This is a genomic window from Streptococcus infantis (assembly GCF_047464715.1).
In the GTDB taxonomy this organism is placed as follows: domain Bacteria; phylum Bacillota; class Bacilli; order Lactobacillales; family Streptococcaceae; genus Streptococcus; species Streptococcus infantis_S.
Map to the genome: position 1 here is coordinate 32032 of NZ_JASHBJ010000003.1, position 24531 is coordinate 56562.

Below are 24531 nucleotides of genomic sequence, written 5' to 3' on the forward strand. Positions count from 1 at the left end.
AATATTTTCTTAGAAAGTATTGACCCTCATTTTTAACTATGTTATAGTCTTTGTGAAAAATGTATTAAGTTAAAGGAGGGTCTTCTTATGAAAGAGACATTCAATCGTTGGCAAGTTCTAGCTGCGTCAACTGCTATTCTTCTCTGTACAGGTGCTGTCTATTCCTTTTCAGTTTTTGCTGGACCTTTAAGCTCCTCAACAGGTTGGTCTATGTCCGAAATCATGCTCGCATTTGCTATTAACTCAGCTATCGGACCGATTCCGATGATTCTTGGAGGTTACCTGGTAGACAAGGGATATGTGAAATGGACAATTGCACTTGGTGCCCTTCTATTTGCTAGTGGCTTTTTCCTAACTGGTTATGCAAGTTCACCAGCCATGCTCTATCTGACCTACGGTTTGATGGCAGGTCTTGGTCAAGGATTTGCCTATTCAGGAGCCCTCTCAAATTCTCTTCGCCTCTTCCCAGATAAACGTGGTTTAGCTTCTGGGATTCTAACAGGAGGTATGGGGTTTGCCGCAGTTATTGCGTCACCAGTTGCAAGTAGTCTCATTCAAAAACAAGATGCCTTCTTTGCTTTTCGAACCATTGGACTTGTCTATATTGTTGTGATTATCGCTGCCATTTTCTTCATCAAGGCTGCACCAAGTGGCTACCAACCAGCAGGTTGGAAAGCCCCAGCACAAACTAAGCAAGGACCTGCTAATAAAAACTGGAAAGAAATGCTACAGAGTCCACTATTTTACATCATTATCAGCATGTTCTTTGTCGGTGCCTTCTCTGGTTTGATGATTGCCTCTCAAGCATCCCCAATTGGTCAATCAATGTTTGGACTCTCTGCTGGTACAGCAGCTCTCTATGTCTCTCTTTATTCAATCGCAAACTCTAGCGGACGCTTTATCTGGGGATCACTTTCTGATAAAATTGGTCGTTCACAGACTTTATTGATTATCTATTCAGTCATCGTATTGGCACTTTTCTCCTTAACAATCGTCCCTGGTCAATTTGGCTTTACTCTAGGAATCATCGGTCTTGGCATCTGCTTCGGCGGTGTTATGGGTGTCTTCCCATCTATTGTCATGGAGAACTACGGACCTGCTAATCAGGGAGTCAACTACGGTATCGTCTTCACAGGTTATTCTTTAGCTGCATTTTTTGCACCTAAAGTTGCGGTTCAAATGGCAGCAGCTAACAATGGAAATTACAGTGCCGCATTCTACGTCGCTATCGCTCTCGCAGTTGTCGGGCTTCTCCTTAACTTCCTTTATATGAAGAAGAAAGGTTAGAGAAAAAACTTCTCATCAAATACTCATTACTAATTTAAGGCAGGGTCGGGATTTTTTGCCCCGCCCTTTTTTTGGTATAATAAAACTAGAAATAGCTTATTGGGAGGTTTTATCATGGTTCAGCAGTCAAGACTTTTACGAGATAACCCATCTGATTTTCCCTATGATTTTGAAAAACAAATCTTATCTAAGCAATCTTCTAATACCATCTATCATTGGCATCCTGAACTCGAGATTGTCTATGTCAAAAAAGGAACTGCTACCTTCTATATCAACTCTGAGCGCTTTGAAAGTCATGAAGGCGATATTTTTCTAATTCAGCCAACTTCTCCTCACGCTATCTACCCTATTGAAAATCAAGAACAAATTTCTACAGTTTTTCGTATCCATCTCGATTTCCTAGGTAGAAGTCAAATAGATAGCTTTAGCCAGCGTTACATTCAACCTATATACTCTGGGCATTTTTATCTCACTCCTCGGATTTCGTCAGATGATCATGCTTATGAACCGATTCGCGATTGTCTTTTATCTCTTTTTTCTATCCTTGAAGAGCAGAGTATTTATTATGATCTCCTTTTAAAGGCAAAACTCTATGAATTTCTCTATCTTCTCTTTAAGTACAGGTATGTCAATCGCCACTATACGGATGATACCTATCAAAAATACCAGAAATTAAAAGAAATGATAGGTTATCTTGAGCAACACTATGCAGAACCCATTCAAATTGACCAGCTTGCTGCTACATTTGGATACAGCAAAAATCACTTTATGAATATTTTCAAACAACACACCGGGACAAGCTGTATGGAGTATCTCATACGATTGCGCCTGGAAAAAGCTTGCGAAAAGCTCGTTCAGACCAATCAAAGTGTTCAAGAAATAGCAAGCCAGGTCGGTTTTACCAACCTCTCAAATTTTAATCGACAATTCAAACAACACTTCCAGCTAACTCCTAGACAGTATCGAAACCAACAACTTAAAAAAGAATCCTAACTACATGTCTCCTTAGTGACTCACTAGGGAGAATTTTTTTCAAACAAAAAAGCCACCGAATTTGGTGGCTTCATTAGGGAGATTATTATGAAAAAGAAAAGTTTAGGATTTCTATTAAATAAAGTTAGGAGGTCTTTACTTAATAACTATATGATACAAGAGAAGACTTAAATTTAGCTTAACCTATAAATTTTATTTTTTTGCTAGAGATTTTAACTACTACCAGCCAAAGCAGAAAAGTTAGGAGGCAGATACTCAACACTATTAAGTATGTTTCTTCCTTTGTTAAAAGGTTCTGCCAATTAAGCCGGATTCCTAATTTTTCTTGAAACTCTTCTAATAGGCTACTATTCCCCATAAATGTAGTTTCTAATTGCTCCTTCATTAAGACCTGTCTATAGAGAGAAGCAAGATAGGTAGCCGGTGTGCACTTCATGAGAACTTGAGCGAAGTTAGGAAGAATTCCCATTGGTACATAAGTTCCTACTAAAAATCCTGAAGCTGTACCTACAATGGTAGCCAATTTACCTAGACTATCTACTGACTGGAAATGGTAAACCAAGAGTGCATTTACCAATGTTGAAAGGAGACTACTTAGCAGCATGATTAAACTTATTTCAAATAGCTTACTCATAGCTGGAATTTCTTGAAAATAAAGGCTCATAACAATAAGCATAAAGGCTTGCATAACAAAGGAAATGATAAGGCTACTAATAAGATAAGACAGTTGCAAGCCCCAGCTCCCTAAGTCTGTCAAAAAGAGATCCTGATCCACTTGATTTTCACGGTCTTGTACCATCTGGGTCAAGGCTGTAAAACTGGTTGTAATCCCAGTCACAGCCAAGGTTCCACCCATCAACCAGTTATTTAAAAGGCTCTTATTATCAGGAAGTTGGGACCAGGCATCCATCAAATTTTTCTGCAAAAAAATGATATAGAGTAGAAAGGAAATCAAAGCTCCCAGTAATGAGAAAAAGACTCCTGAACGATTACGAAAATATAACAAAAAATCACGTTTTAATAAGGCTAACATTAGCGCACCTCTCTTCCTGTAAGAGCTATGAAGGCATCATCCATAGTTCCTGGACGAAATTCAAAGCCAGCAATCTTCTCACGAACTTGGGTCAAATAATCAATAGCTTCCAATTGGTTCTCGGGATAAAGACTATACTCAAACTCATTTTCTTTTTCCACAGGCATATTTTTAGGTAAGAATTTCTCCACTTGCTTGTCTTTAAAACAAATTTTTAAAAGATTGGAAGCGTACTCACTTTTAATCTCAGTAGCAGAACCTTGGGCAATAACCTTTCCATGATCTATAATATAAAGTTGATCTGCCTCATCTGCTTCATCCAGATAATGAGTCGTTAAGATAATAGTCATCCCTTCATCTCTTTGTAGACGATACAATAAATCCCAAATGGATTTGCGAGTCTGAATATCTAGTCCAGTCGTAGGCTCATCTAGAAATAAAATATCGGGATTGGATAGGAGAGCCCGAGCAATGTCAACTCGACGTTTCTGTCCTCCTGATAAAGTTCCATAAAGTTGTTTCTGAAAAGCAGTCAACCCTAGTTGATTGATTAAATCTTCCACACGACCACCTTTAATCCCCTTATACTGCTGGGCACGAATGGCTAGGTTTTCTTTGACTGTCAACTTTTCATCCAATACACTTGCTTGAAAAACAACTCCAATCCTAGTATTGGGCGCATAGATGATTTGACCATTAGTTGCTCGTTTAAGACCGATTAACATTGAAATCGTGGTCGATTTGCCAGCCCCATTAGGTCCTAAGATTGCGTTAAAACTTCCTTTTTTAAACTCTAAATTTATATTTCTAACTGCTATATGGTCTCCATAGTTCTTAGTGAGACCTTTTGCTTGTAAAATCATATTTCTTTCCTCCTTTTCACACTCTCAGTTTAACAAAAAGGAAAAAGAAAAAATATACTTTGGAGCTATGTGGTCGAAATGGATGATTATGTGGTCAATTCTACCTTAAAACTTCTGCATTTGAACATAAAAAAAGCCACCGAATTTGGTGGCTTCTTTAGGGAGATTATTATGAAAAAGAAAAGTTTAGGATTTCTATTAAATAAAGTTAGGAGGTCTTTACTTAATGATTACATGATACATGAGTAAACTTAAAGTTAACTTAAGATAAAAGAATTATTTTAATTTTTTTCGATCCACCCAAATCATTCCTGTACAATCATAAGTAGATAAGGTTTCAAACCCCAGAGAACGGTAAAAAGCCAAAGTTTTTTCTGTCTGTTCAGTCGCTAGTTGTATTTGGTAGGCATCCTTATAGTCAGCCAAGGCTTCTTTCATCAAGTTACTACCAATTCCTTGGCGCTGATAGCTAGGCAAAACAATCAAATCCTGGACAAAAACGGATGAAAAACCGTCTCCAACCAGACGCACTAAACCAACGATTTTCTCACCATCACGGGCAAGATAAGTCGCTAGCGAATGAGACAAGGCCTGGGCCAACATCTGTGGCTGATTGATATAGTTTGTCCAACCAACTGCCTGATAGAGATGTAAAACGTCATCAATTGAAACAGAGGATTCTTTTGTAATCTTAATCATAGCAAACCTTTCTAACATTCTCTAAGAGATTTCAACTGATGGCCTTCTTCATCAAAATTCTCAGATTTTAACCACGCTTCAAAACGTGCTTTAACCTTTGGCCAGTCCTTATCGATCATAGACAACCAATCCGTATCTCTGGTGCGACCTTTATAGATAACAGCTTGGCGGAAGGTTCCTTCATAGACAAATCCCAAACGTTCTGCTGCTTTTCTAGATGGAAGATTGAGGGCATCACACTTCCACTCATAGTGGCGATAGTTAAGCTCTTCAAAGACATAACGAGCTAGCAAATAGTGGGCCTCTGTTCCCATCCTTGTCTGTTTGAGAGCCGGAGAAAAGGTCACCGCGCCAACCTCAATCGCACGATTGGCTTGGTCAATACGCATGAGAGAAAAAGTCCCCAGCGCCTTTCCAGTCGCTTTATCGATAATCGCATAATAGAAACGATCCTTACGCTCAAGCATCTGCTTCAAAGCTACGATTAATTCTTCGAGATTCTCTACTGGTGGTTGAAAGAGATAGGTCCACATCTCTCGAGGTGATTCTGGACCATAAACAGCCAGCAAATCCTCCGCATGCTTTTCTACTGACAGAGCTTCAATAATCGTATACTGCCCCTCTATCCGTACAAGTGAAGGCAAAACTCCAGGTGTATCGTCTACAGGTTCACCAATCATCTGACCATATTCATTTACTGGCATAGCTTTCTCCTTGTCTCACTCTTATAAGTTTAAAGATGTGAATAGTATATCACATCTCACAGGGAATCTACAAAAAATCCTCCAGATTCTACTCTGAAGGATTCATTTTTTATTTCACAACAATATTTACTAGCTTATTAGGGACACTAATCACTTTCACAATTTCCTTGCCGTCGATCTCTGCCTTGACTTTTTCGTCAGCCAGAGCAATTTCTTGCAATTCTTCGCGTGAAAGGTCTTTAGCAACCATGAGTTTAGAACGGACTTTACCTTTGATTTGAACGACGATTTCGATTTCGTCTTCAACCAATTTACTTTCGTCCCATGTTGGCCAAGCCACATAAGAGATAGACTCACCTGTTGCTGCGACTGTTTGCCAGAGTTCTTCTGCCAAGTGAGGCGCAAATGGAGCGATCAATTGAATAAAGCCTTTGGCGTAGTCCACATAGAGTTTGTCTTCCTTGTTAGCAGCATTGACAAAGACCATGAGCTGGGCAATGGCTGTGTTGAATTTCATCGACTCGATTTGCTCAGTGACAGACTTAACAGTTTCGTTGTAAACCTTGTCTAGAGCGCCATTATTTTCCGCAACGATTTCTTTACTTGTGATCAAACGGTAAACACGGTCAAGGAATTTACGGCTTCCTTCCAGACCTTCTTCAGACCAAGCGATAGAAGCATCAAGTGGTCCCATGAACATTTCATAGACACGAAGGGTATCAGCACCGTATTGTTCCACCACATCGTCTGGGTTAACCACGTTCTTGAGGGATTTAGACATCTTGGCTGGTGCTTGCTCCAATTCTTCTCCTGTTTCCACATGGAAGAAGGAACCGTCACGTTTTTCAACCTTGTCAGTCGCCACAAGAGCACCACGGTGGTCACGGTAGCTTGTTCCCAAGATCATTCCTTGGTTAAAGAGTTTTTGGAATGGCTCCTTAGTAGGTACAACACCAAGGTCATAGAGGAATTTGTGCCAGAAACGAGCGTAAAGCAAGTGAAGCACGGCGTGTTCTGCACCACCTACATAAATATCGACTGGCAACCATTGTTTGAGGAGATCCTCATCAGCCAATTTCTCAGTGTTGTGTGGATCGATATAGCGGAGGTAGTACCAGCTTGAACCTGCCCATTGTGGCATCGTATTCGTCTCACGACGACCTTTGACACCATCCTCACGAGTCACTTCAAGCCAGTCTGTCAAGTTAGCCAATGGGCTTTCACCAGTACCTGAAGGGCGGATGTCCTTGGTTACTGGCAAGACAAGTGGGAGTTCACTTTCTGGAACAGCTGTCGAAGTACCATCTTCCCAATGAATAATTGGGATTGGTTCACCCCAGTAACGTTGACGGCTAAAGAGCCAGTCACGGAGACGGTAAGTGATCTTTTCTTGACCAAAGCCTTTTTCTTCCAACCAAGCCACGATTTTAGCAATCGCTTCTTCTTTGTTGAGACCGTTCAAGAAGTCAGAGTTGACGTGAAGGCCATCTTCTGTGTAAGCAGCCTCTTCAACGTTTCCACCTTCCAAGACTTCTACGATTGGAAGGTCAAACTGTTTAGCAAATTCCCAGTCACGCTCATCGTGGGCAGGTACGGCCATAACAGCACCTGTTCCGTAGCTAGCAAGAACATAGTCCGCAATCCAGATTGGGATTTCTTTCCCATTGACAGGGTTGACGGCATAAGCACCAGTCCAAACCCCTGTTTTTTCCTTAGCAAGGTCTGTACGGGCCAAGTCTGATTTAAGGCTGGCTTGATGTTTGTAATCAGCTACAGCCTCAGCTTGTTCAGGTGTTGTGATGGCATCTACCAAGTCATGTTCAGGCGCCAAAACAGTGAAGGTCGCACCAAAAAGAGTATCTGGACGAGTCGTAAAGACGGTGAATTCCCTGTCAGTACCTTTCACTTTGAAGGTGACATTGGCACCTGTTGATTTCCCAATCCAGTTGCGTTGCATGTCCTTGATAGACTCTGGCCAATCCAAGTCATCCAAGTCGTTGAGCAAGCGCTCAGCATAAGCCGTGATTTTAAGCATCCATTGGCGCATTGGTTTGCGGACAACTGGATAACCGCCACGCTCAGATGTTCCATCTGGAAGGACTTCTTCATTGGCGATAGCTGTTCCTAGTTCCTCAACCCAGTTTACTGGTACTTCCGCTTCATAAGCCAAACCTTTTTCGTAAAGCTTGGTGAAGATCCACTGAGTCCACTTGTAGTAGTTTGGATCTGTTGTGTTGACTTCACGATCCCAGTCGTAAGAGAATCCAAGCGCATTGATTTGGCGTTTGAAGTTGGCAATATTTTCCGCGGTGAAGTCTGCTGGATCATTACCAGTATCCATAGCATATTGCTCTGCAGGCAAACCAAAGGCATCCCATCCCATTGGGTGAAGGACATTGTAACCTTTGGCACGTTTGAAACGGCTGAGGATATCAGTTGCTGTGTAGCCTTCTGGGTGTCCTACGTGAAGACCCGCTCCAGATGGGTAAGGGAACATGTCCAATGCGTAAAACTTAGGTTTTGAGGCATCTGTTCCTGTTTTAAAAGTGTGATTGTCAGCCCAGTATTTTTGCCACTTAGGCTCAATTTCCTTATGATTGTAAAAACTCATGCTATTTCTCCAATTTTATGATGTTACTATTATACCATTTTTGGGGGAATTTGAAAGTCGAGAAATGTTCTTTTGGGCTTGGATGGAAAGAAAGACTGAATCGCAAATCCAGCTTATTTAGCAGTATAAAAAATTAGCTAACACTTGAAATTAGCTTATATCGATTATTTATCTCTTCCATCTTTTTCCCCTAACGCCTTTGACTCATATTTCTCGTTTTAGATTTCTTTAAGGTTTTTATTATATCCTATAGAACTCTGCAAATTATAAACATTAAGCAAGTCGTAGAGTAAAAACGTTCGTAAAAAAGGAGACTCTTATGAAAAAACTACTATTCTTTCTCTCTTGTGGATGGATATTTCTTACTTTATCAGGATGTTCTTCAACAACAGAAGCGGAAACTAGCTCTGAAAAAGATTCAGATAACACTTTGGTTATCTACTCGCCTAACCCTGAAGACCTTATCGAAGAAACAATCCCAGCCTTCGAAGAAAAATATGGTATTAAGGTTGACTTAGTACAAGCCAGCACTGGTGAATTGTTCAAAAAAGCTGAGGCTGAAAAAGAATCCCCTGTAGCCGATGTCATTTTCGGAGGCTCCTACGCCCTCTTCTCTTCTAACGAAAATCTTTTTGAACCTTATATTTCTCAAGAGAACGACCAGATAATCCCTGAATATCAAAATAAAACTGGATTCTACACGCCTTATACACTTGATGTCAGTGTCATCATTGCCAATTCAGCTCTTACAAAAGATATTAAAATTGAAGGCTACAATGATCTACTCAATCCTAAATTAAAAGGAAAAATCGCAACTGCTGATCCAAGTAATTCTTCTAGCGCCTTTGCTCAATTAACAAACATGCTCGTAGATCAGGGGGGCTATGAAAATGAGCAAGCTTGGACATATGTGAAAAATCTATTTAGCTTAGTAGATGGGAAAATTGCTTCTAGTTCTTCAAATGTCTACAAATCAGTCGCTGACGGAGAAATGGCTGTCGGACTCACCTATGAAGATCCTGCCTTGAAACTCTTAAACGATGGCGTTGATGTAAAAGTCATTTATCCAAAAGAAGGAACCGTCTTTTTGCCTGGTAACGCAGCTATTATCAAAAATGCCAAACACATGGAAAACGCTAAAAAATTTATCGATTTCCTTCTTTCTCAAGACATTCAGGATAAACTAGGAACTGAAACAACCATTAGACCCATTCGAAAAAATGCTAAAACCAATAAAAATATGAAATCAATGACCGAAATCAATATCGCCACTGAAGATTCTGAGTACGTCATCCAAAATAAATCAGCTATTCTTAAAAAGTACAATGATATTTTCACTAATATTCAATCGAAACAGTAAAAGAGGTTCGCTATGAGTGAGATCAAAATTATTAACGCAAAAAAAATCTACCATGACATTCCTGTCATTGAGAATTTAAATGTTACGATCCCAAAAGGAAGTCTTTTCACTATTCTTGGACCTTCAGGTTGTGGAAAAACGACTCTACTTCGAATGATTGCAGGCTTCAACAGTATTGAAGGCGGAGAATTTTACTTCGATGATACTAAAATCAATAACATAGAACCCAGCAAACGCAACATCGGTATGGTTTTCCAAAACTACGCTATTTTTCCACATTTGACTGTTCGAGATAATGTTGCTTTTGGTCTTAAACAAAAAAAGGTTCCAAAAGATGAATTAGTTCAACAAACTAATAAATATCTGGAACTAATGCAAATTAATCAATACGCAGATCGAAAGCCCGATAAACTCAGTGGTGGACAACAACAACGTGTCGCCTTGGCACGTGCCTTAGCTGTTAATCCAAGTGTTCTCCTCATGGACGAGCCTCTTAGTAACCTGGATGCGAAACTTCGCTTAGATATGCGCCAAGTTATTCGAGAAATTCAACACGAAGTGGGAATTACAACTGTATATGTGACCCACGACCAAGAAGAAGCGATGGCCATTTCTGACCAAATTGCTGTTATGAAAGATGGTGTTATTCAACAAATTGGTCGTCCAAAAGAGCTATACCACAAACCAGAGAACGAATTTGTCGCAACCTTTATTGGTAGAACAAACATCATCCCTGCCCGTTTAGAAAAGCAAGCTGATGGAGCGTACATCGTCTTTGAAGACGGCTACTCTCTTCGTATGCCAGCTCTTGATCAAGCTAAGGAACAAGCTGTTCTTGTAAGTATCCGTCCCGAAGAGTTTATCAAAGATGAATCTGGAGATATTGAAGGAATCATTTCCGATAGTGTTTATCTTGGACTCACCACTGAATATTTTGTAGAGACTGCATTTTCTTCAAAAATACAGGTCAGCGAAGAATCAACTTTTGAAGAAGATCTTCAAAAAGGGGATCGAATTCGTCTACGAATCAATACTCAAAAGTTAAATGTCTTTTCTGCAGATGGTTCCCAAAATCTTATTACAGGAGTTGGCTATGAAAGGTAAAAAACTAAATATTTGGACAGCCTCCTCATTCTTCATCTTTCTTACCTATCTTATTTTTCTTGTTTATCCAATTATTATTGTACTCAAGCAAGCACTCATACATGAAGGTCAATTCTCACTAGCTAATTTTGAGGATTTCTTTAGTAAATCCTATTACTCTGAGACACTAGTAAACAGTTTTAACGTCTCCATTACTTCTACTGTAACTTCCCTAGTTTTAGGGACCTTATTGGCTTACCTCTTTTCTATATATGACTTCAAAGGAAAGAAATTTTTACAGATATTGATTATCATCGCTTCCATGTCAGCTCCTTTCGTAGGGGCATACTCTTGGATTCTCTTGTTGGGACGAAATGGTGTCATCACTAAATTTTTGACAAATGCCCTTCATCTTCCAGCTATTGATATTTATGGCTTCAAAGGAATTGTACTTGTGTTTACACTCCAGCTATTCCCATTAGTTTTTCTATACGTGGCTGGAGCCATGAAAAGAATTGACCATTCTCTTCTTGAAGCCGCTGAAAGCATGGGAGTATTTGGGTTCAAACGTATGATAACAGTTATTTTGCCCCTTTTAGTTCCAACTTTACTTGCCGCTGCCCTACTCGTATTTATGAGAGCATTTTCCGACTTCGGAACTCCTATGTTAATTGGTGAAGGATATCGAACTTTCCCTGTTTTAATTTATAATCAATTCATTAGTGAGGTTGGCGGAAATTCTGCTTTTGCATCTGCTTTAGCAATCATGGCGATTATCATTGCTTTAACAATCTTTCTTATTCAAAAATATATTTCCAATCGCTATAGTTTCAGCATGAATTCTCTCCATCCAATTGAGCCGAAAAAAACCACAAAAGGGAAAATGGCAGCAATTTATGCAACAGTTTACGGAATTGTCTTATTTTCTGTTCTACCTCAATTATTTTTGATTTATACCTCTTTCCTAAAAACATCAGGTATGGTATTTGTCAAAGGCTATTCTCTAAACAGTTACAAGATTGCTTTCAATCGCATGGGAGCTACTATTTTTAATACGATTCGCATTCCTTTGATTGCTTTGATTCTAGTTGTTTTATTTGCATCATTTATCTCCTACTTAGCTGTTAGAAAACGAAATTTGTTTACAAACTTAATTGATAGCCTTAGTATGGTACCTTATATCGTACCAGGAACAGTTCTCGGTATTGCCTTTATCTCTTCATTCAATACAGGTATCTTCGGAAGTGGCTTCCTTATGATTACAGGAACAGCCTTCATCTTGATTATCTCCTTATCTGTAAGAAGACTCCCTTATACAATCCGCTCATCTGTTGCTAGCTTACAACAAATAGCACCTAGTATTGAAGAAGCAGCTGAGAGTTTAGGAAGTAGCCGTCTCAATACTTTCAGTAACATCACTGTTCCAATGATGTTACCCGGTATTATTTCTGGAGCTATTCTATCATGGGTAACAATGATTTCAGAACTATCTACTTCTATCCTGCTATATAATGCCAAAACAAAAACTATGACCGTAGCAATCTATACAGAGGTTCTCAGAGGAAATTATGGTGTGGCAGCTGCTTTGTCAACTATCCTCACTGTCTTGACAGTTACTTCATTATTACTATTTATGAAAATTTCTAAAAACAATAGCATTACCCTCTAGTTTTTCTCCTAAAGACAGCCAAATTACTCATTGGCTGTTTTTTTATTTATACTCTATCATTCAATTAATGCTTCATAAATAATATAGATGCAAGATAGTGCTTTTTATGGTAGAATATAGGAAAGTGCTTTCTCAGAAGGAGGGAAAAATGAACAAACAAACCATCGCTGTTTTAGGGCCTGGTTCTTGGGGTACTGCTCTGTCACAAGTTCTTAATGACAACGGACACGAAGTGCGTATCTGGGGTAATATTCCTGACCAAATTGATGAAATTAATACACAACACACTAACAAACGCTATTTTAAGGATATTGTATTAGACGATAAAATTGTGGCCTATCATGATTTGGCAGAAGCCTTGAAGGGTGTTGATGCTATCTTGTTTGTGGTACCTACTAAGGTGACCAGATTGGTAGCTCAACAAGTGGCTGCTGTTTTGGATCATAAAGTGGTGGTCATGCATGCTTCAAAAGGGCTCGAGCCCAATAGTCACAAACGTCTTTCGACCATTCTTGAAGAAGAAATCCCTGAAGAGTTACGTAGTGAGATTGTAGTTGTATCTGGTCCTAGCCATGCAGAAGAAACGATTGTACGTGACATTACCTTGATCACGGCTGCATCTAAGGATTTAGAGACAGCTCAGTATGTTCAGACACTCTTTAGTAACCACTACTTCCGTCTTTATACCAATACAGATGTGATCGGAGTGGAAACAGCTGGTGCTCTTAAAAATATCATCGCTGTTGGTGCAGGTGCCCTCCATGGACTTGGATTTGGAGACAACGCTAAAGCTGCCATTATCACGCGCGGTCTTGCAGAAATCACTCGTCTAGGAGTCAAACTTGGAGCAAATCCACTGACTTATAGCGGACTTTCTGGAGTTGGGGATTTAATCGTTACTGGAACTTCTGTCCACTCACGTAACTGGCGAGCAGGTGATGCTCTTGGACGTGGCGAAGCCTTGGCAGATATCGAAGCCAACATGGGGATGGTGATTGAAGGAATTTCAACAACCAAAGCTGCTTATGAATTGGCGCAAGAACTTGGAGTCTATATGCCTATTACTCAGGCTATCTACCAGGTTATTTATGAAAATGTTAATATTAAGGATGCTGTTTCTGAACTCATGAGTAACGAGTTCAAGGCAGAGAACGAGTGGTCATAATCACCGTTAGAAAGGATGCTCATGAAGCAAAAAGTTAGAAAAGCTGTTATCCCTGCCGCGGGGCTTGGAACTCGTTTCCTTCCAGCAACCAAAGCCTTGGCCAAAGAAATGTTGCCAATTGTGGATAAGCCAACTATTCAATTCATCGTTGAAGAAGCCCTTAAGTCTGGAATTGAGGATATTCTTGTAGTAACAGGGAAATCAAAACGTTCGATCGAAGACCATTTTGACTCAAACTTTGAACTAGAGTACAACCTCAAGGAAAAAGGAAAAACCGACCTTTTGAAACTAGTTGACGAAACAACTGGTATGCGCCTTCACTTCATCCGTCAAACACACCCACGTGGACTCGGAGATGCCGTTTTACAAGCCAAAGCTTTCGTTGGAAATGAACCCTTTGTGGTCATGCTTGGAGATGACCTCATGGATATCACAGATGATAGTGCTATTCCATTGACCAAACAACTTATGAATGACTATGAGCAAACTCATGCTTCTACTATCGCTGTGATGCCTGTCCCACATGAAGAAGTTTCTGCCTACGGTGTTATCGCGCCTCAAGGCGAAGGAAAAGATGGACTTTACAGTGTTGAAACCTTCGTTGAAAAGCCAGCACCTGAAGACGCACCAAGTGATTTAGCCATCATCGGCCGTTACCTTCTCACACCTGAGATTTTCGGTATTCTTGAAAATCAAAAACCTGGTGCCGGAAATGAAATCCAGCTAACAGATGCTATCGATACACTCAACAAAACTCAACGTGTATTCGCCCGTGAATTTAAAGGTTCACGTTATGACGTTGGAGATAAGTTTGGATTTATGAAAACTTCCATCGAATATGCTCTCAAACACCCACAAGTTAAAGACCACTTGAAAGACTACTTGATTGATCTTGGAAAAGAACTTTCAGAAGAAAAATAAATCCTTAAAACCAGGTTGAATTTACCTGGTTTTTTTATTTCCTAAACACCTCTAAACCTAGTCCAAGCCTAATTTCTTGTAATGAATGCTTTTATGGTATAATAATAAGGAGTGAGGAAAGAAATGAAGAATAAATTGTTAGAACTTAAAGAAAAAGGACTGGCTTTCCTTCAGTCCCTAAAAACAAAGCTAAAAAATATACATCTAGGAAAAAAAGGTCCTAAACATTCTAAAAAGAAAAAGAAAACCAAAACTAGTATTTGGACTATCTTTGCCAATATCTTACTGGGAATCAAGGCGACCTTTAATACCCTATTCATTATCGCCTTACTTGGTGGACTTTTAGGTACCGGGGTTGTTTTCGGTTATGCTGTATCTCTATTTGACAAGGTGACCGTTCCTCAAACAGAAGATTTGCTCAAGCAAGTGAATGATATTTCATCCATCTCTGAGATTCGCTATGCTGACGGATCCATGATTGGTGCTATTGAAAGTGACCTCCTTCGGACATCTGTCGCATCAGATGCTATTTCAGAAAATCTCAAGCAAGCTATCGTTGCTACCGAGGATGAACATTTTGCCGAACACAATGGGGTCGTTCCTAAAGCAGTTATTCGTGCCAGCCTAGGAAACTTTATCGGTCTTGGTTCTTCTAGTGGAGGATCTACACTAACCCAACAGCTCATCAAGCAACAAGTGGTTGGGGATGCTCCTACACTAACTCGTAAAGCTACTGAAATCGTTGATGCCTTAGCCTTAGAGAGAGCAATGAGCAAGGACGAAATCTTGACAACCTATCTTAACGTTGCTCCTTTTGGACGTAACAATAAAGGGCAAAATATCGCAGGAGCTCAACAAGCAGCCAAGGGTATTTTCGGGGTTGACGCCAATCAGCTAACGATTCCTCAAGCAGCCTTCATAGCAGGATTGCCACAAAGTCCTATCTCCTACTCACCTTATGAATCTACTGGGGAAATGAAGAGCGAAGAGGATATGGAGCTAGGTATCAAACGTTCAAAAGATGTCCTTTACAATATGTACAGAACTGGAGTGCTCAGCCAAGAAGACTACGAAACCTATAAGGCATATGACATTAAGCAAGACTTCTTGCCAGCAGAAAGTGTAAACCTAACAGCTAAGGGTTATCTTTACTTCACTGCACTTGATGAAGCGACTAATGTCATGTATGATTATTTGGTGCAAAAAGATAATGTTTCTGCCCAAGAACTCAAGAACGAATCTATTCAAAAATCTTATCGTGAATTAGCTGAAAAAGAAATTCAAAATGGTGGTTACCGTATCACTACTACAATCGATAAAACGATCCATAATGCAATGCAAAATGCAGTGGCAAACTATAGCTACCTTCTAAATGATAGTAGTGGTCAACCTGAAGTCGGAAATGTCTTAATGGATAATAAAACAGGAGCCATCATAGGATTTGTAGGAGGACGAGATTACCAAAGCAATCAAAATAATCACGCCTTTGACACAAAACGATCTCCGGCTTCGACTACCAAACCTATCTTAGCCTATGGTATTGCTATTGACCAAGGCTTGATGGGAAGTGCTAGCATCCTATCAAACTATCCAACGAACTTTGCCAACGGAACTCCGATTATGCACGTCAACAGTCCGGGGACAACAATGATAACTCTTAAGGAAGCTCTCAATTATTCCTGGAATATCCCAGCCTACTGGACTTATCGTATGCTTCGGGAAAAAGGAGTCGATGTCCGCTCCTACATGGAAAAAATGGGTTATGAAATCCCAGAATATGGCATTGAAAGTCTTCCTATGGGAGGTGGAATTGAGGTTACTGTAGCTCAACATACAAACGGATACCAAACACTAGCTAATAATGGTATTTACAATAAGAAATATATGATTTCAAAAATTGAAAAAAGTAGTGGCGAAGTGATCTATGAGCATAAAGACGAACCTGTTCAGGTCTACTCAAAAGCTACTGCAACCATTATGCAAAGTCTACTAAGAGATGTACTTTCATCCCGGATAACTACAAGTTTCCAAAGCGATCTTTATAGCATAAATTCCAGTCTAGCAGGTGCTGATTGGATTGGGAAAACTGGTACAACTAACGAGGAAGGTGATATGTGGCTCATGCTTTCAACGCCTCGATTGACTCTTGGTGGTTGGGTTGGTCACGATGATAACAGTCCGTTAGCCAAAGGCGCATATTATCGTAATGCTAAATATATGGCCCACCTCGTAAACGCGATTCAACAAGCTTCTCCTTCTGCTTGGGGTTCTGAACGCTTTAGCCTTGATTCGAGTGTCACCTCTTCTCAAGTCCTTAAGTCGACTGGACAGAAGCCTGGCAAGGTCACTATCAACGGCAAAGAGATTGACGTTACTGGAGAAATGGTAACAAGTTACTGGGCTAACCAAGCTGGTGCTCCGACTACTACCTACCGATTTGCTATTGGTGGAAGTGACTCTGATTACCAAAAAGCTTGGAATACGATTGTTGGAAATTTAATAAAACAAGACAACAAAGATAAAGACAAGGATAAGGATAAAGATAAGGATAAAAATAATAATAACAGCTCTTCTTCGAATAGGTCCCAACGCTAACATACCTATTATCAAGAGTATGTCACCTAACTCGACTTTTATATGAATCACTATCAAAAAAATATTTTCAAGGGAACCATATATTCCCTCCTTTCCGGATTAATATGGGGTATTTGTGGCATTTTAGGAGAATTCTTCTTTACGCATTATCCAGTCTCCTCTGGGTGGATCACTTCTATGCGACTAAGCCTTGCAGGTGGTTTCGTACTCATCTTGTCCGGCTTTAAGTTTCGCTCACACTTATTCGACCTTTGGAGAAATCGTAACAACCACCTACCTTTTCTGGCTTATGCCATCTTAGGAATCTTCTCCGTTCAGTATTTCTTCTATCTCTGTGTAGAATACTCTAATGCAACAACGGCAACTATCCTCCAATTTATCAGTCCTGTTTTCATTCTCATATACAACCGTATTATCTACAAGAAAAAAGCTTCTAAAAAAGCAATTTTCTATGTTCTGACAGCAATGCTTGGAGTCTTTCTGATGGCTACTAAAGGCGATCTGTCTAAACTATCCATCACTCCCCTCGCATTGCTGACAGGACTTCTCAGTGCTCTGGGAGTTATGTTTAATGTTATCTTGCCCCAACCATTTGCTCGAAAATACGGTTTTGTCCCAACTGTTGGCTGGGGAATGATGCTAGCTGGACTCTTTAGTAATTTTCTCTACCCCGTATATAAAATTAGCTTTCAACTGGATTGGGTGAGCATCTTGATTTGTTTGACTATTGCCTTTTTGGGAACAGCTTTTGCCTTTTTCCTATCCATGAAGGCTGTCTCCCTGGTATCCCCATTGGTAGTATCGGTCGTCAGTGCTAGCGAACCTCTATCCTCTGCTATTCTAAGCGTTCTATTTCTAGGTCTGGTCTTGGATGGCTACTTGCTATTAGCTATGATTTTGATTATTATTCCCATGATCTTCTTATCCATCGAAGAATCAAAGGATAAACTGAAAGAATCCTCTTTTAACACTTAAGGCTTCAAAATTGAAGCCTTTTTTGGTAGAATAGTAAGCATTACAAAGAGTGAGGAGACACCTATGACTGCTACAAAAATGAATGCACAAGAAATTATCCAATTTATCGCTAATGCTGAAAAAAAGACAAGTGTAAAAGTGACCTTTGAAGGGCAACTTGATGGAGCCATCCCTGCTTCTGTTACCAAGCTTGGGAATGTTCTTTTTGGAGACTGGAAAGACATCGCTCCACTTCTTGAAGGACTTACAGAAAACAAGGACTATGTTGTTGAACAAGACGCCCGCAATTCAGCTGTACCTCTCCTTGATAAACGTGATATCAATGCTCGTATCGAGCCAGGCGCTATCATCCGTGACCAAGTTGAGATTGGTGACAACGCTGTTATCATGATGGGAGCTGTTATCAATATCGGTGCAGAAATCGGTGCTGGCACTATGATTGATATGGGAGCTATTTTAGGTGGACGTGCTATTGTCGGTAAAAATAGTCACGTAGGTGCAGGTGCTGTTCTTGCAGGTGTCATCGAGCCAGCTAGTGCTGAGCCTGTCCGTGTCGGTGACAATGTTCTCATCGGTGCTAACGCTGTAGTTATCGAAGGTGTTCAGATTGGTAGTGGTTCTGTTGTCGCTGCAGGTGCCATCGTTACTCAAGATGTTCCAGAAAATGTTGTGGTAGCTGGTGTTCCAGCTCGTGTTATCAAAGAAATCGATAGCCAAACCCAACAAAAAACAGCGCTAGAAGATGCGCTTCGTACCCTGTAATTATTGACAGATCCGGAATTTCTGCCTCTTTATTGTCTAGTAGAAAGGATCTAAATATGTTAGATTTAATTCAAACTCGACGTGATCTTCACCAAATTCCCGAGATTGGTTTAGAAGAATTCAAGACTCACGCTTATTTACTCAATGTCATTGAAACATTAACAGCTGGTAAGGATTTTGTTCAGATTCGTACCTGGCGAACAGGTATTTTAGTATACTTACAGGGAAGTCAGCAAGAACGTACCATTGGTTGGCGAACAGATATTGATGGACTCCCAATCGTTGAACAAACAGGCCTTCCTTTTGCCTCTCAACACCCAGACCGCATGCATGCTTGTGGACACGATTTTCACATGACCATTGCCCTTGGAAGTCTCGAACGTGCTTTAGAAAAACAACCAAAAAACAACCTCCTCTTTCTCTTCCAACCTGCCGAGGAAAACGAAGCCGGCGGCATGCTCATGTATGAAGACGATGCCTTTGGCGACTGGTTGCCTGACCAATTCTATGGACTCCATGTCCGTCCAGACTTAAAAGTTGGACAAATTGCGACCAATACCCATACACTCTTTGCAGGAACTTGCGAAGTCAAGATTCGTTTCAAGGGTAAAGGTGGTCACGCTGCCTTTCCACATCAAGCAAACGATGCTCTGGTTGCAGCTAGCTATTTTGTGACTCAAGTCCAGTCGGTTGTCAGCCGTAATGTCGATCCTATCGAGGGAGCTGTCGTCACTTTTGGTGTCTTTCAAGCTGGAACAACCAATAATGTCATCGCTGATACAGCTTTCTTGCACGGAACCATTCGAGCTCTCACACATAGCATGAGTCTATTGGTACAAAAACGTGTCAAAGCCATCGCTGAAGGTGTCGCAGCTGCTTTTGATATGGATGTGGAAGTTGAACTCAAGCAGGGAGGTTACCTACCTGTCGAAAACAACCCTAAATTAGCCCAGGAATTGATGACCTTCTTTGATGAAAAAGAGGGCATTGAACTAATCGACATCGAACCTGCCATGACAGGAGAAGATTTTGGTTATCTTCTCTCTAAGGTTCCTGGAGTGATGTTCTGGCTTGGCATTGACAGCCCTTATGCTCTTCACCATCCACAGATGAGTCCTAAGGAAGAAGCACTGGCAATCGGAGTCGAGGCTGTATCAAGCTTTTTAGCAAAAAAAGTTGAGGAGTAAACGATGAAAAAAGCCCTACGCAAGCAGGTCTTACAAGAACTTAAATCTCTTTCCAAAGAAGAAAAGCAGAGCATAAACGATTGGCTCACAGAGCAACTCCTTCAACATCCATTCTACAAGGAAGCAAAAACTATCGCTACTTACCTGTCTTTTCCCCATGAATTTCAAACAGCTAGACTAATCGAACAAGCTCAAAAAGATGGAAAGACTATCCTCATTCCCAAAACCTATCCACATGGGAAAATGGACTTTGTCGTCTATAAACCAGAACAACTTGAGAGAAATCCTTTTGGACTTCTTGAACCTCAAGGAGACTTCACAATCCTTGAACCCTCTCAGATTGACTTGATTCATGTTCCTGGTTTAGCTTTCAATACTTCTGGCTATCGGGTTGGCTATGGTGGTGGCTATTACGACCGCTACTTGGAGCATTTCCCAGGCAACACTATCAGTACACTTTATCCTTGTCAGATTCAGGATTTCCATCCTGATTCACATGATATCCCTGTTGAGGAGGTACTCATCTATGAAAGAGATTTTTGATCGTCGCTATCCTGTCACGAGCTTCTTTCTCCTCGTGACAACCCTGGTTTTTGTACTCATGTTTCTAACCAGTGGTTTCAATTACACAAGCGCAGCCACCTTGTATAAATTCGGAGCTGTTTATCCTCCTGCTATCAAGGCCATGCCTGAACAAGTCTGGCGCTTATTCTCCGCAACCTTTGTTCATATTGGCTTGCAGCACTTTTTCGTTAATATGCTTTCCCTTTACTTCTTGGGACGGCAAATGGAGCAGATCTTTGGCTCCAAACAGTTTTTCTTTATCTACCTTCTTTCGGGTATGATGGGAAATCTCTTTGTCCTCGTTTTTAGCCCTGATGCTATCACTGCAGGTGCTTCAACTGCCCTCTACGGTATGTTTGCCTCTATTGTCGTTCTCCGTTATGCCTCACGCAATCCCTATCTCCAACAACTTGGTCAATCCTACCTCTCCCTCTTAGTCATCAACCTAGTAGGTAGCGTTCTAATGCCTGGTATCAGCCTTGCTGGGCATGTGGGTGGTGCCGTGGGTGGTGCCCTTCTTGCGATTGTCTTCCCAGTTCGAGGAGAACGAAAGATATACAGCCCAGGCCAACGTGGTCTAGCAACCCTAGCCTTTATTGCTCTGTCAGCCTTGTTGCTTTTTATCGGATTACTTTAAGACAAATAAAAACCATTGGAAACTCTCTCAGAGAGCTTTATTTCCAATGGTTTTTTAAATTTATTTGAAAAGTTGCTTAAAACCCATTATTGTCGCTGAGTTCTTTGAACCAGTGGCCGGATTTTTTCAGGCGGCGTTCTTGTGTTTCTAAGTCTAGCTCGACCAAACCATAGCGATTTTTGTAGCTGTTGAGCCATGACCAGCAATCGATAAAGGTCCAAATCAAATATCCTTTACAGTTAGCACCGTCTTCGATAGCACGATGAAGCTCACGAAGGTGACCTTTGACAAAGTCAATACGGTAATCATCCTGAATCATGCCATTTTCACGGAATTTATCTTCACCTTCAACACCCATACCGTTTTCAGTTAACATCCACTCAATATTCCCATAGTTTTCCTTGATGTTTTGGGCAATGTCATAAATTCCTTGCTCATAGATTTCCCAACCGCGGTGCGGATTAATCTTACGACCTGGCATCACGTAAGGTTCATAGAAATGTTCTGGTAAGAGTGGACTATCAGGGTGCTTAGCAAAACGTGGCGCCATAACACGCAAAGGCTGATAATAGTTGACTCCTAGGAAGTCAACGGTGTTCTCACGAATGAGTTCCAACTCTTCGGCTGTGTATTCTGGTAACAAGTCATGCTCAGACAAAATCTCCACCAACTCTTCTGGATAAGCTCCCAAAACAGACGGATCTAGGAAAGATTGTGCCTGGAAGAGGTCCGCAATACGAGCAGCTTTCACGTCGGCAGGATGTTGGCTACGTGGATAGGCTGGAGTTAAATTAAGAACAATCCCAATTTTAGAACCAGGTAAAACTTCATGACAAGCCTTAACTGCAAGAGTGCTCGCCAGTTGTGTATGATAGGCAACCTTAACCGCTGCTTTGGCATCTACCTTATGTGGATAATGGGCATCATAAAAATAACCAAACTCTACAGGAACTATAGGCTCATTGAAGCTAATCCATTGGTCCACCAAGTCTCCATAAGTTTCAAAACAGAAACGAGCATAGTCTTCATAAGCCTTGATGGTCTCCTTATTTTCCCAACCATCCCCATCTTCTTGAAGGGCAAAAGGCAGGTCAAAGTGATAGAGATTGACTAAAAGACGAATTCCCTTAGCCTTAATAGCTTCAAAGACCTGACGGTAGAAAGCCACACCTTGAGGATTGACTTCTCCACGACCCTGTGGGAAAATACGAGACCACTGGATTGAAGTCCTAAAGGCTGTATGCCCTGTTTCTAGCAAAAGTTCAATATCCTTTTCCCAGTTCTCATAGAAGGTCGACGTTTTGTCGGGGCCAATCCCATTATAGTAGCGATTTGGCTCTACTTGGTACCAATAATCCCAGAGATTATCTCCCTTGCCGTCACCAGGCACTCGTCCTTCTGTCTGTGGTCCAGAAGTTGAGGAACCCCAGACAAAATCCTTTGGAAATTTTAGCATAGCACTACCTCTTTTTACGCTTTTAATGTTTACTTTCTCTCATTATAAAGAAAAAACAAGGCAAAAACTAGTTACATTTTTGTCTTGTTTTTCTTCTGATTATAGATTTTATTTGTTGGTTAAGATTTCAAGGGTTTCAAGCAAGTTATCTGCATGAACTTCGATTGTATCTCCTGTCGCCTTGATCTTCACTTCTACGATACCGTCAGCTGCTTTCTTACCAATAGTGATACGGATTGGAAGACCGATCAAGTCGCTATCGCTAAATTTAACACCGACACGTTCGTTACGGTCATCCGTCAAAACTTCGTAACCTTTGTTTACCAAGGCCTCTTCGATACGGTTGGTTAATTCAAGACTTGCTTCGTCCTTGACATTAACTGGAATCAAGTGCACATCAAATGGCGCCAATTCTTTAGGGAAGTTGATTCCCCAAGCGTAACGGTATTCACCCTTTGGAGTTTTGTTCACAAAGAGGCGAGCATGTTGCTCCATAACTGCTGAAAGGAGACGGCTGACACCGATACCGTAGCATCCCATGATGATTGGCACAGCGCGGCCATTTTCGTCCAAGACATCTGCTCCCATACTTGCTGAGTAACGAGTACCCAGTTTAAAGATGTGACCAATTTCAATACCACGCGCAAAGTTGAGAACACCTTGTCCGTCAGGAGAAATTTCACCTTCACGAACTTCACGGATGTCCACATACTCGGCAGTGAAGTCACGACCTGGATTCACACCAGTCAAGTGGTAGCCATCTTCGTTAGCACCGACAACAGCATTGCGGCTATCTTGTACCTTGCGGTCAGCGATAATCTTAACATTTTCTGGAAGGTCTACTGGCCCAAGAGAACCAAAGTCAGCTCCCAACAATTCTTTTACTTCTGCCTCAGTTGCAGGTTCTAAGAAGTCTGCTCCAAGATAGTTTTTCAATTTAACTTCGTTGAGTTGGTCATTGCCAACGAGTAGAGCCACAACTGGCTCCTCATCTGCAATATAAACCAAGGTCTTGATTGTTTGCTCTTCAGAGACATTCAAGAAAGCAGCCACTTCATCAATCGATTTGACACCTGGTGTTTCCACGCGAGCCACTTGATCTTCAGTCACAACACGATTGCTTGGTTTGTACTCGTTCGTTGCCATTTCCAAGTTAGCTGCATAGCTTGATTCACTTGAGTAAGCAATGGTATCTTCACCAGAAACCATCCATTTGAGCAATTCTGCCTTGATTTCTTCTTGCACTTCTGCAGGGATTTCATCAAATGATGAGACAGACTTGTCTAAAACAACCCAACGGTCAAGGTCTGTACGAGCAGGTGTGATGGCCATAAATTCTTGGCTATCCTTACCACCCATAGCTCCACCGTCACCGATGATGGCTTTGAAGTCCAAGCCACTACGAGTGAAGATACGCTCATAGGCTGCCTTGTACTCATCATAAGTTACATCCAAGCTATCGTAGTTAGCGTGGAAGCTATAACCGTCTTTCATGATGAATTCACGCGTACGAAGAAGTCCATTACGTGGACGTTTTTCATCACGGTATTTAGGCTGGATTTGGTACAAGTTTAGTGGCAATTGCTTGTAAGACTTGACAGAATCACGGACAATCGCTGTGAAGGTTTCTTCGTGAGTTGGACCTAGGATGAAGTCAGATCCTTCACGGTTTTTCAATTTGTACAAGTCTTCACCGTAGGTATCATAACGGCCAGACTCACGCCAAAGATCTGCACTGAGAAGGGCTGGAGCCAACATCTCAACCGCACCAATCTTGTCAAATTCCTGACGCATGATCTTCTTAGCTTTTTCGATAACACGGTTAGCAAGTGGCAGGTAAGAATAGACTCCTGCTGATACTTGACGAACATAACCAGCACGCAACATAAGAGCGTGGCTGATAACTTGAGCATCGCTTGGCATTTCGCGAAGCGTTGGGATTAGCATTTTACTTTGTTTCATATTTT

The 24531-nt window shown here is 41.0% G+C and carries 20 protein-coding genes; 13 read left to right on the plus strand and 7 right to left on the minus strand.

The features are described from left to right. The first annotated feature begins 87 nt into the window (after positions 1-87). Positions 88-1287, plus strand: a complete 1200-nt coding sequence (locus QM419_RS06475) for an OFA family MFS transporter (protein ID WP_414278262.1) — start codon at positions 88-90, stop codon at positions 1285-1287. Between the two features lie 114 nt (positions 1288-1401). Next, positions 1402-2280: a helix-turn-helix domain-containing protein gene (locus tag QM419_RS06480; RefSeq protein ID WP_414278263.1), complete on the plus strand. Its 879-nt coding sequence runs from the start codon at positions 1402-1404 to the stop codon at positions 2278-2280. A gap of 178 nt (positions 2281-2458) precedes the next feature. On the opposite strand, the gene QM419_RS06485 is transcribed toward QM419_RS06480, so the two are convergent. The 5 genes from QM419_RS06485 to leuS all read right to left on the minus strand — a co-directional run bounded on the left by QM419_RS06485 (position 2459) and on the right by leuS (position 8190). After that, entirely contained in the window at positions 2459-3313 is an 855-nt protein-coding gene (locus QM419_RS06485) for an ABC transporter permease (RefSeq protein WP_414254089.1), read from the minus strand. Beyond that, positions 3313-4176 (minus strand): ABC transporter ATP-binding protein, encoded by an 864-nt coding sequence (locus QM419_RS06490; RefSeq protein WP_414278264.1) that lies wholly within the window; start codon positions 4174-4176, stop codon positions 3313-3315. Before QM419_RS06490 ends, QM419_RS06485 begins: the two co-directional genes overlap by 1 nt. Before the next feature lie 276 nt (positions 4177-4452). Further along, positions 4453-4875: a GNAT family N-acetyltransferase gene (locus tag QM419_RS06495; protein WP_414278265.1), complete on the minus strand. Its 423-nt coding sequence runs from the start codon at positions 4873-4875 to the stop codon at positions 4453-4455. A gap of 11 nt (positions 4876-4886) precedes the next feature. Then, positions 4887-5579 carry a GNAT family N-acetyltransferase gene (locus QM419_RS06500; protein ID WP_414278266.1) on the minus strand — a complete coding sequence of 231 codons (693 nt, stop codon included), beginning with the start codon at positions 5577-5579 and terminating at the stop codon, positions 4887-4889. A 109-nt stretch (positions 5580-5688) separates the two neighbouring features. Continuing rightward, entirely contained in the window at positions 5689-8190 is a 2502-nt protein-coding gene (gene leuS, locus QM419_RS06505) for a leucine--tRNA ligase (protein WP_414278267.1), read from the minus strand. A 319-nt stretch (positions 8191-8509) separates the two neighbouring features. On the opposite strand from leuS, the gene QM419_RS06510 reads away from it, so the two are divergent. The 11 genes from QM419_RS06510 to QM419_RS06560 all read left to right on the plus strand — a co-directional run bounded on the left by QM419_RS06510 (position 8510) and on the right by QM419_RS06560 (position 21108). After that, on the plus strand, positions 8510-9550 hold the full coding sequence (locus QM419_RS06510; protein WP_254730035.1) for an ABC transporter substrate-binding protein: 1041 nt from the start codon (positions 8510-8512) through the stop codon (positions 9548-9550). 12 nt (positions 9551-9562) lie between these two features. After that, the gene (locus tag QM419_RS06515) at positions 9563-10654 is read left to right on the plus strand and encodes an ABC transporter ATP-binding protein (protein WP_414278268.1); all 1092 of its coding nucleotides are present in this window, start codon (positions 9563-9565) and stop codon (positions 10652-10654) included. Further along, on the plus strand, positions 10644-12302 hold the full coding sequence (locus tag QM419_RS06520; RefSeq protein ID WP_178894493.1) for an ABC transporter permease: 1659 nt from the start codon (positions 10644-10646) through the stop codon (positions 12300-12302). The genes QM419_RS06515 and QM419_RS06520 overlap by 11 nt, the downstream gene beginning before the upstream one ends. 148 nt (positions 12303-12450) lie before the next feature. Next, positions 12451-13467, plus strand: a complete 1017-nt coding sequence (locus QM419_RS06525; protein WP_414278269.1) for an NAD(P)H-dependent glycerol-3-phosphate dehydrogenase — start codon at positions 12451-12453, stop codon at positions 13465-13467. A 21-nt stretch (positions 13468-13488) separates the two neighbouring features. Continuing rightward, positions 13489-14388 carry a UTP--glucose-1-phosphate uridylyltransferase GalU gene (galU, locus tag QM419_RS06530; RefSeq protein WP_414278270.1) on the plus strand — a complete coding sequence of 300 codons (900 nt, stop codon included), beginning with the start codon at positions 13489-13491 and terminating at the stop codon, positions 14386-14388. Between the two features lie 123 nt (positions 14389-14511). Next, positions 14512-16983 (plus strand): penicillin-binding protein PBP1B, encoded by a 2472-nt coding sequence (gene pbp1b, locus QM419_RS06535; RefSeq protein WP_414278271.1) that lies wholly within the window; start codon positions 14512-14514, stop codon positions 16981-16983. Positions 16984-17025: 42 nt separating this feature from the next. After that, positions 17026-17958: a DMT family transporter gene (locus QM419_RS06540; RefSeq protein ID WP_414278272.1), complete on the plus strand. Its 933-nt coding sequence runs from the start codon at positions 17026-17028 to the stop codon at positions 17956-17958. 63 nt (positions 17959-18021) lie between these two features. Then, positions 18022-18720 carry a 2,3,4,5-tetrahydropyridine-2,6-dicarboxylate N-acetyltransferase gene (gene dapD / locus QM419_RS06545; protein WP_414278273.1) on the plus strand — a complete coding sequence of 233 codons (699 nt, stop codon included), beginning with the start codon at positions 18022-18024 and terminating at the stop codon, positions 18718-18720. A gap of 56 nt (positions 18721-18776) precedes the next feature. Continuing rightward, positions 18777-19907 (plus strand): N-acetyldiaminopimelate deacetylase, encoded by a 1131-nt coding sequence (locus tag QM419_RS06550; RefSeq protein WP_414278274.1) that lies wholly within the window; start codon positions 18777-18779, stop codon positions 19905-19907. 3 nt (positions 19908-19910) lie between these two features. Next, complete coding sequence (locus tag QM419_RS06555) at positions 19911-20450, plus strand: 5-formyltetrahydrofolate cyclo-ligase (RefSeq protein WP_414278275.1); 540 nt, start codon at positions 19911-19913, stop codon at positions 20448-20450. Further along, positions 20434-21108, plus strand: a complete 675-nt coding sequence (locus QM419_RS06560; RefSeq protein ID WP_414278276.1) for a rhomboid family intramembrane serine protease — start codon at positions 20434-20436, stop codon at positions 21106-21108. Before QM419_RS06555 ends, QM419_RS06560 begins: the two co-directional genes overlap by 17 nt. Positions 21109-21184: 76 nt before the next feature. On the opposite strand, the gene QM419_RS06565 is transcribed toward QM419_RS06560, so the two are convergent. Both QM419_RS06565 and QM419_RS06570 read right to left on the minus strand, forming a co-directional pair. Beyond that, a complete protein-coding gene (locus tag QM419_RS06565; protein ID WP_414278277.1) occupies positions 21185-22564 on the minus strand; it encodes a glycoside hydrolase family 1 protein in 1380 nt (459 codons plus the stop codon). A gap of 108 nt (positions 22565-22672) precedes the next feature. Next, on the minus strand, positions 22673-24526 hold the full coding sequence (locus QM419_RS06570; protein WP_414278278.1) for a proline--tRNA ligase: 1854 nt from the start codon (positions 24524-24526) through the stop codon (positions 22673-22675). Positions 24527-24531: the final 5 nt, after the last annotated feature.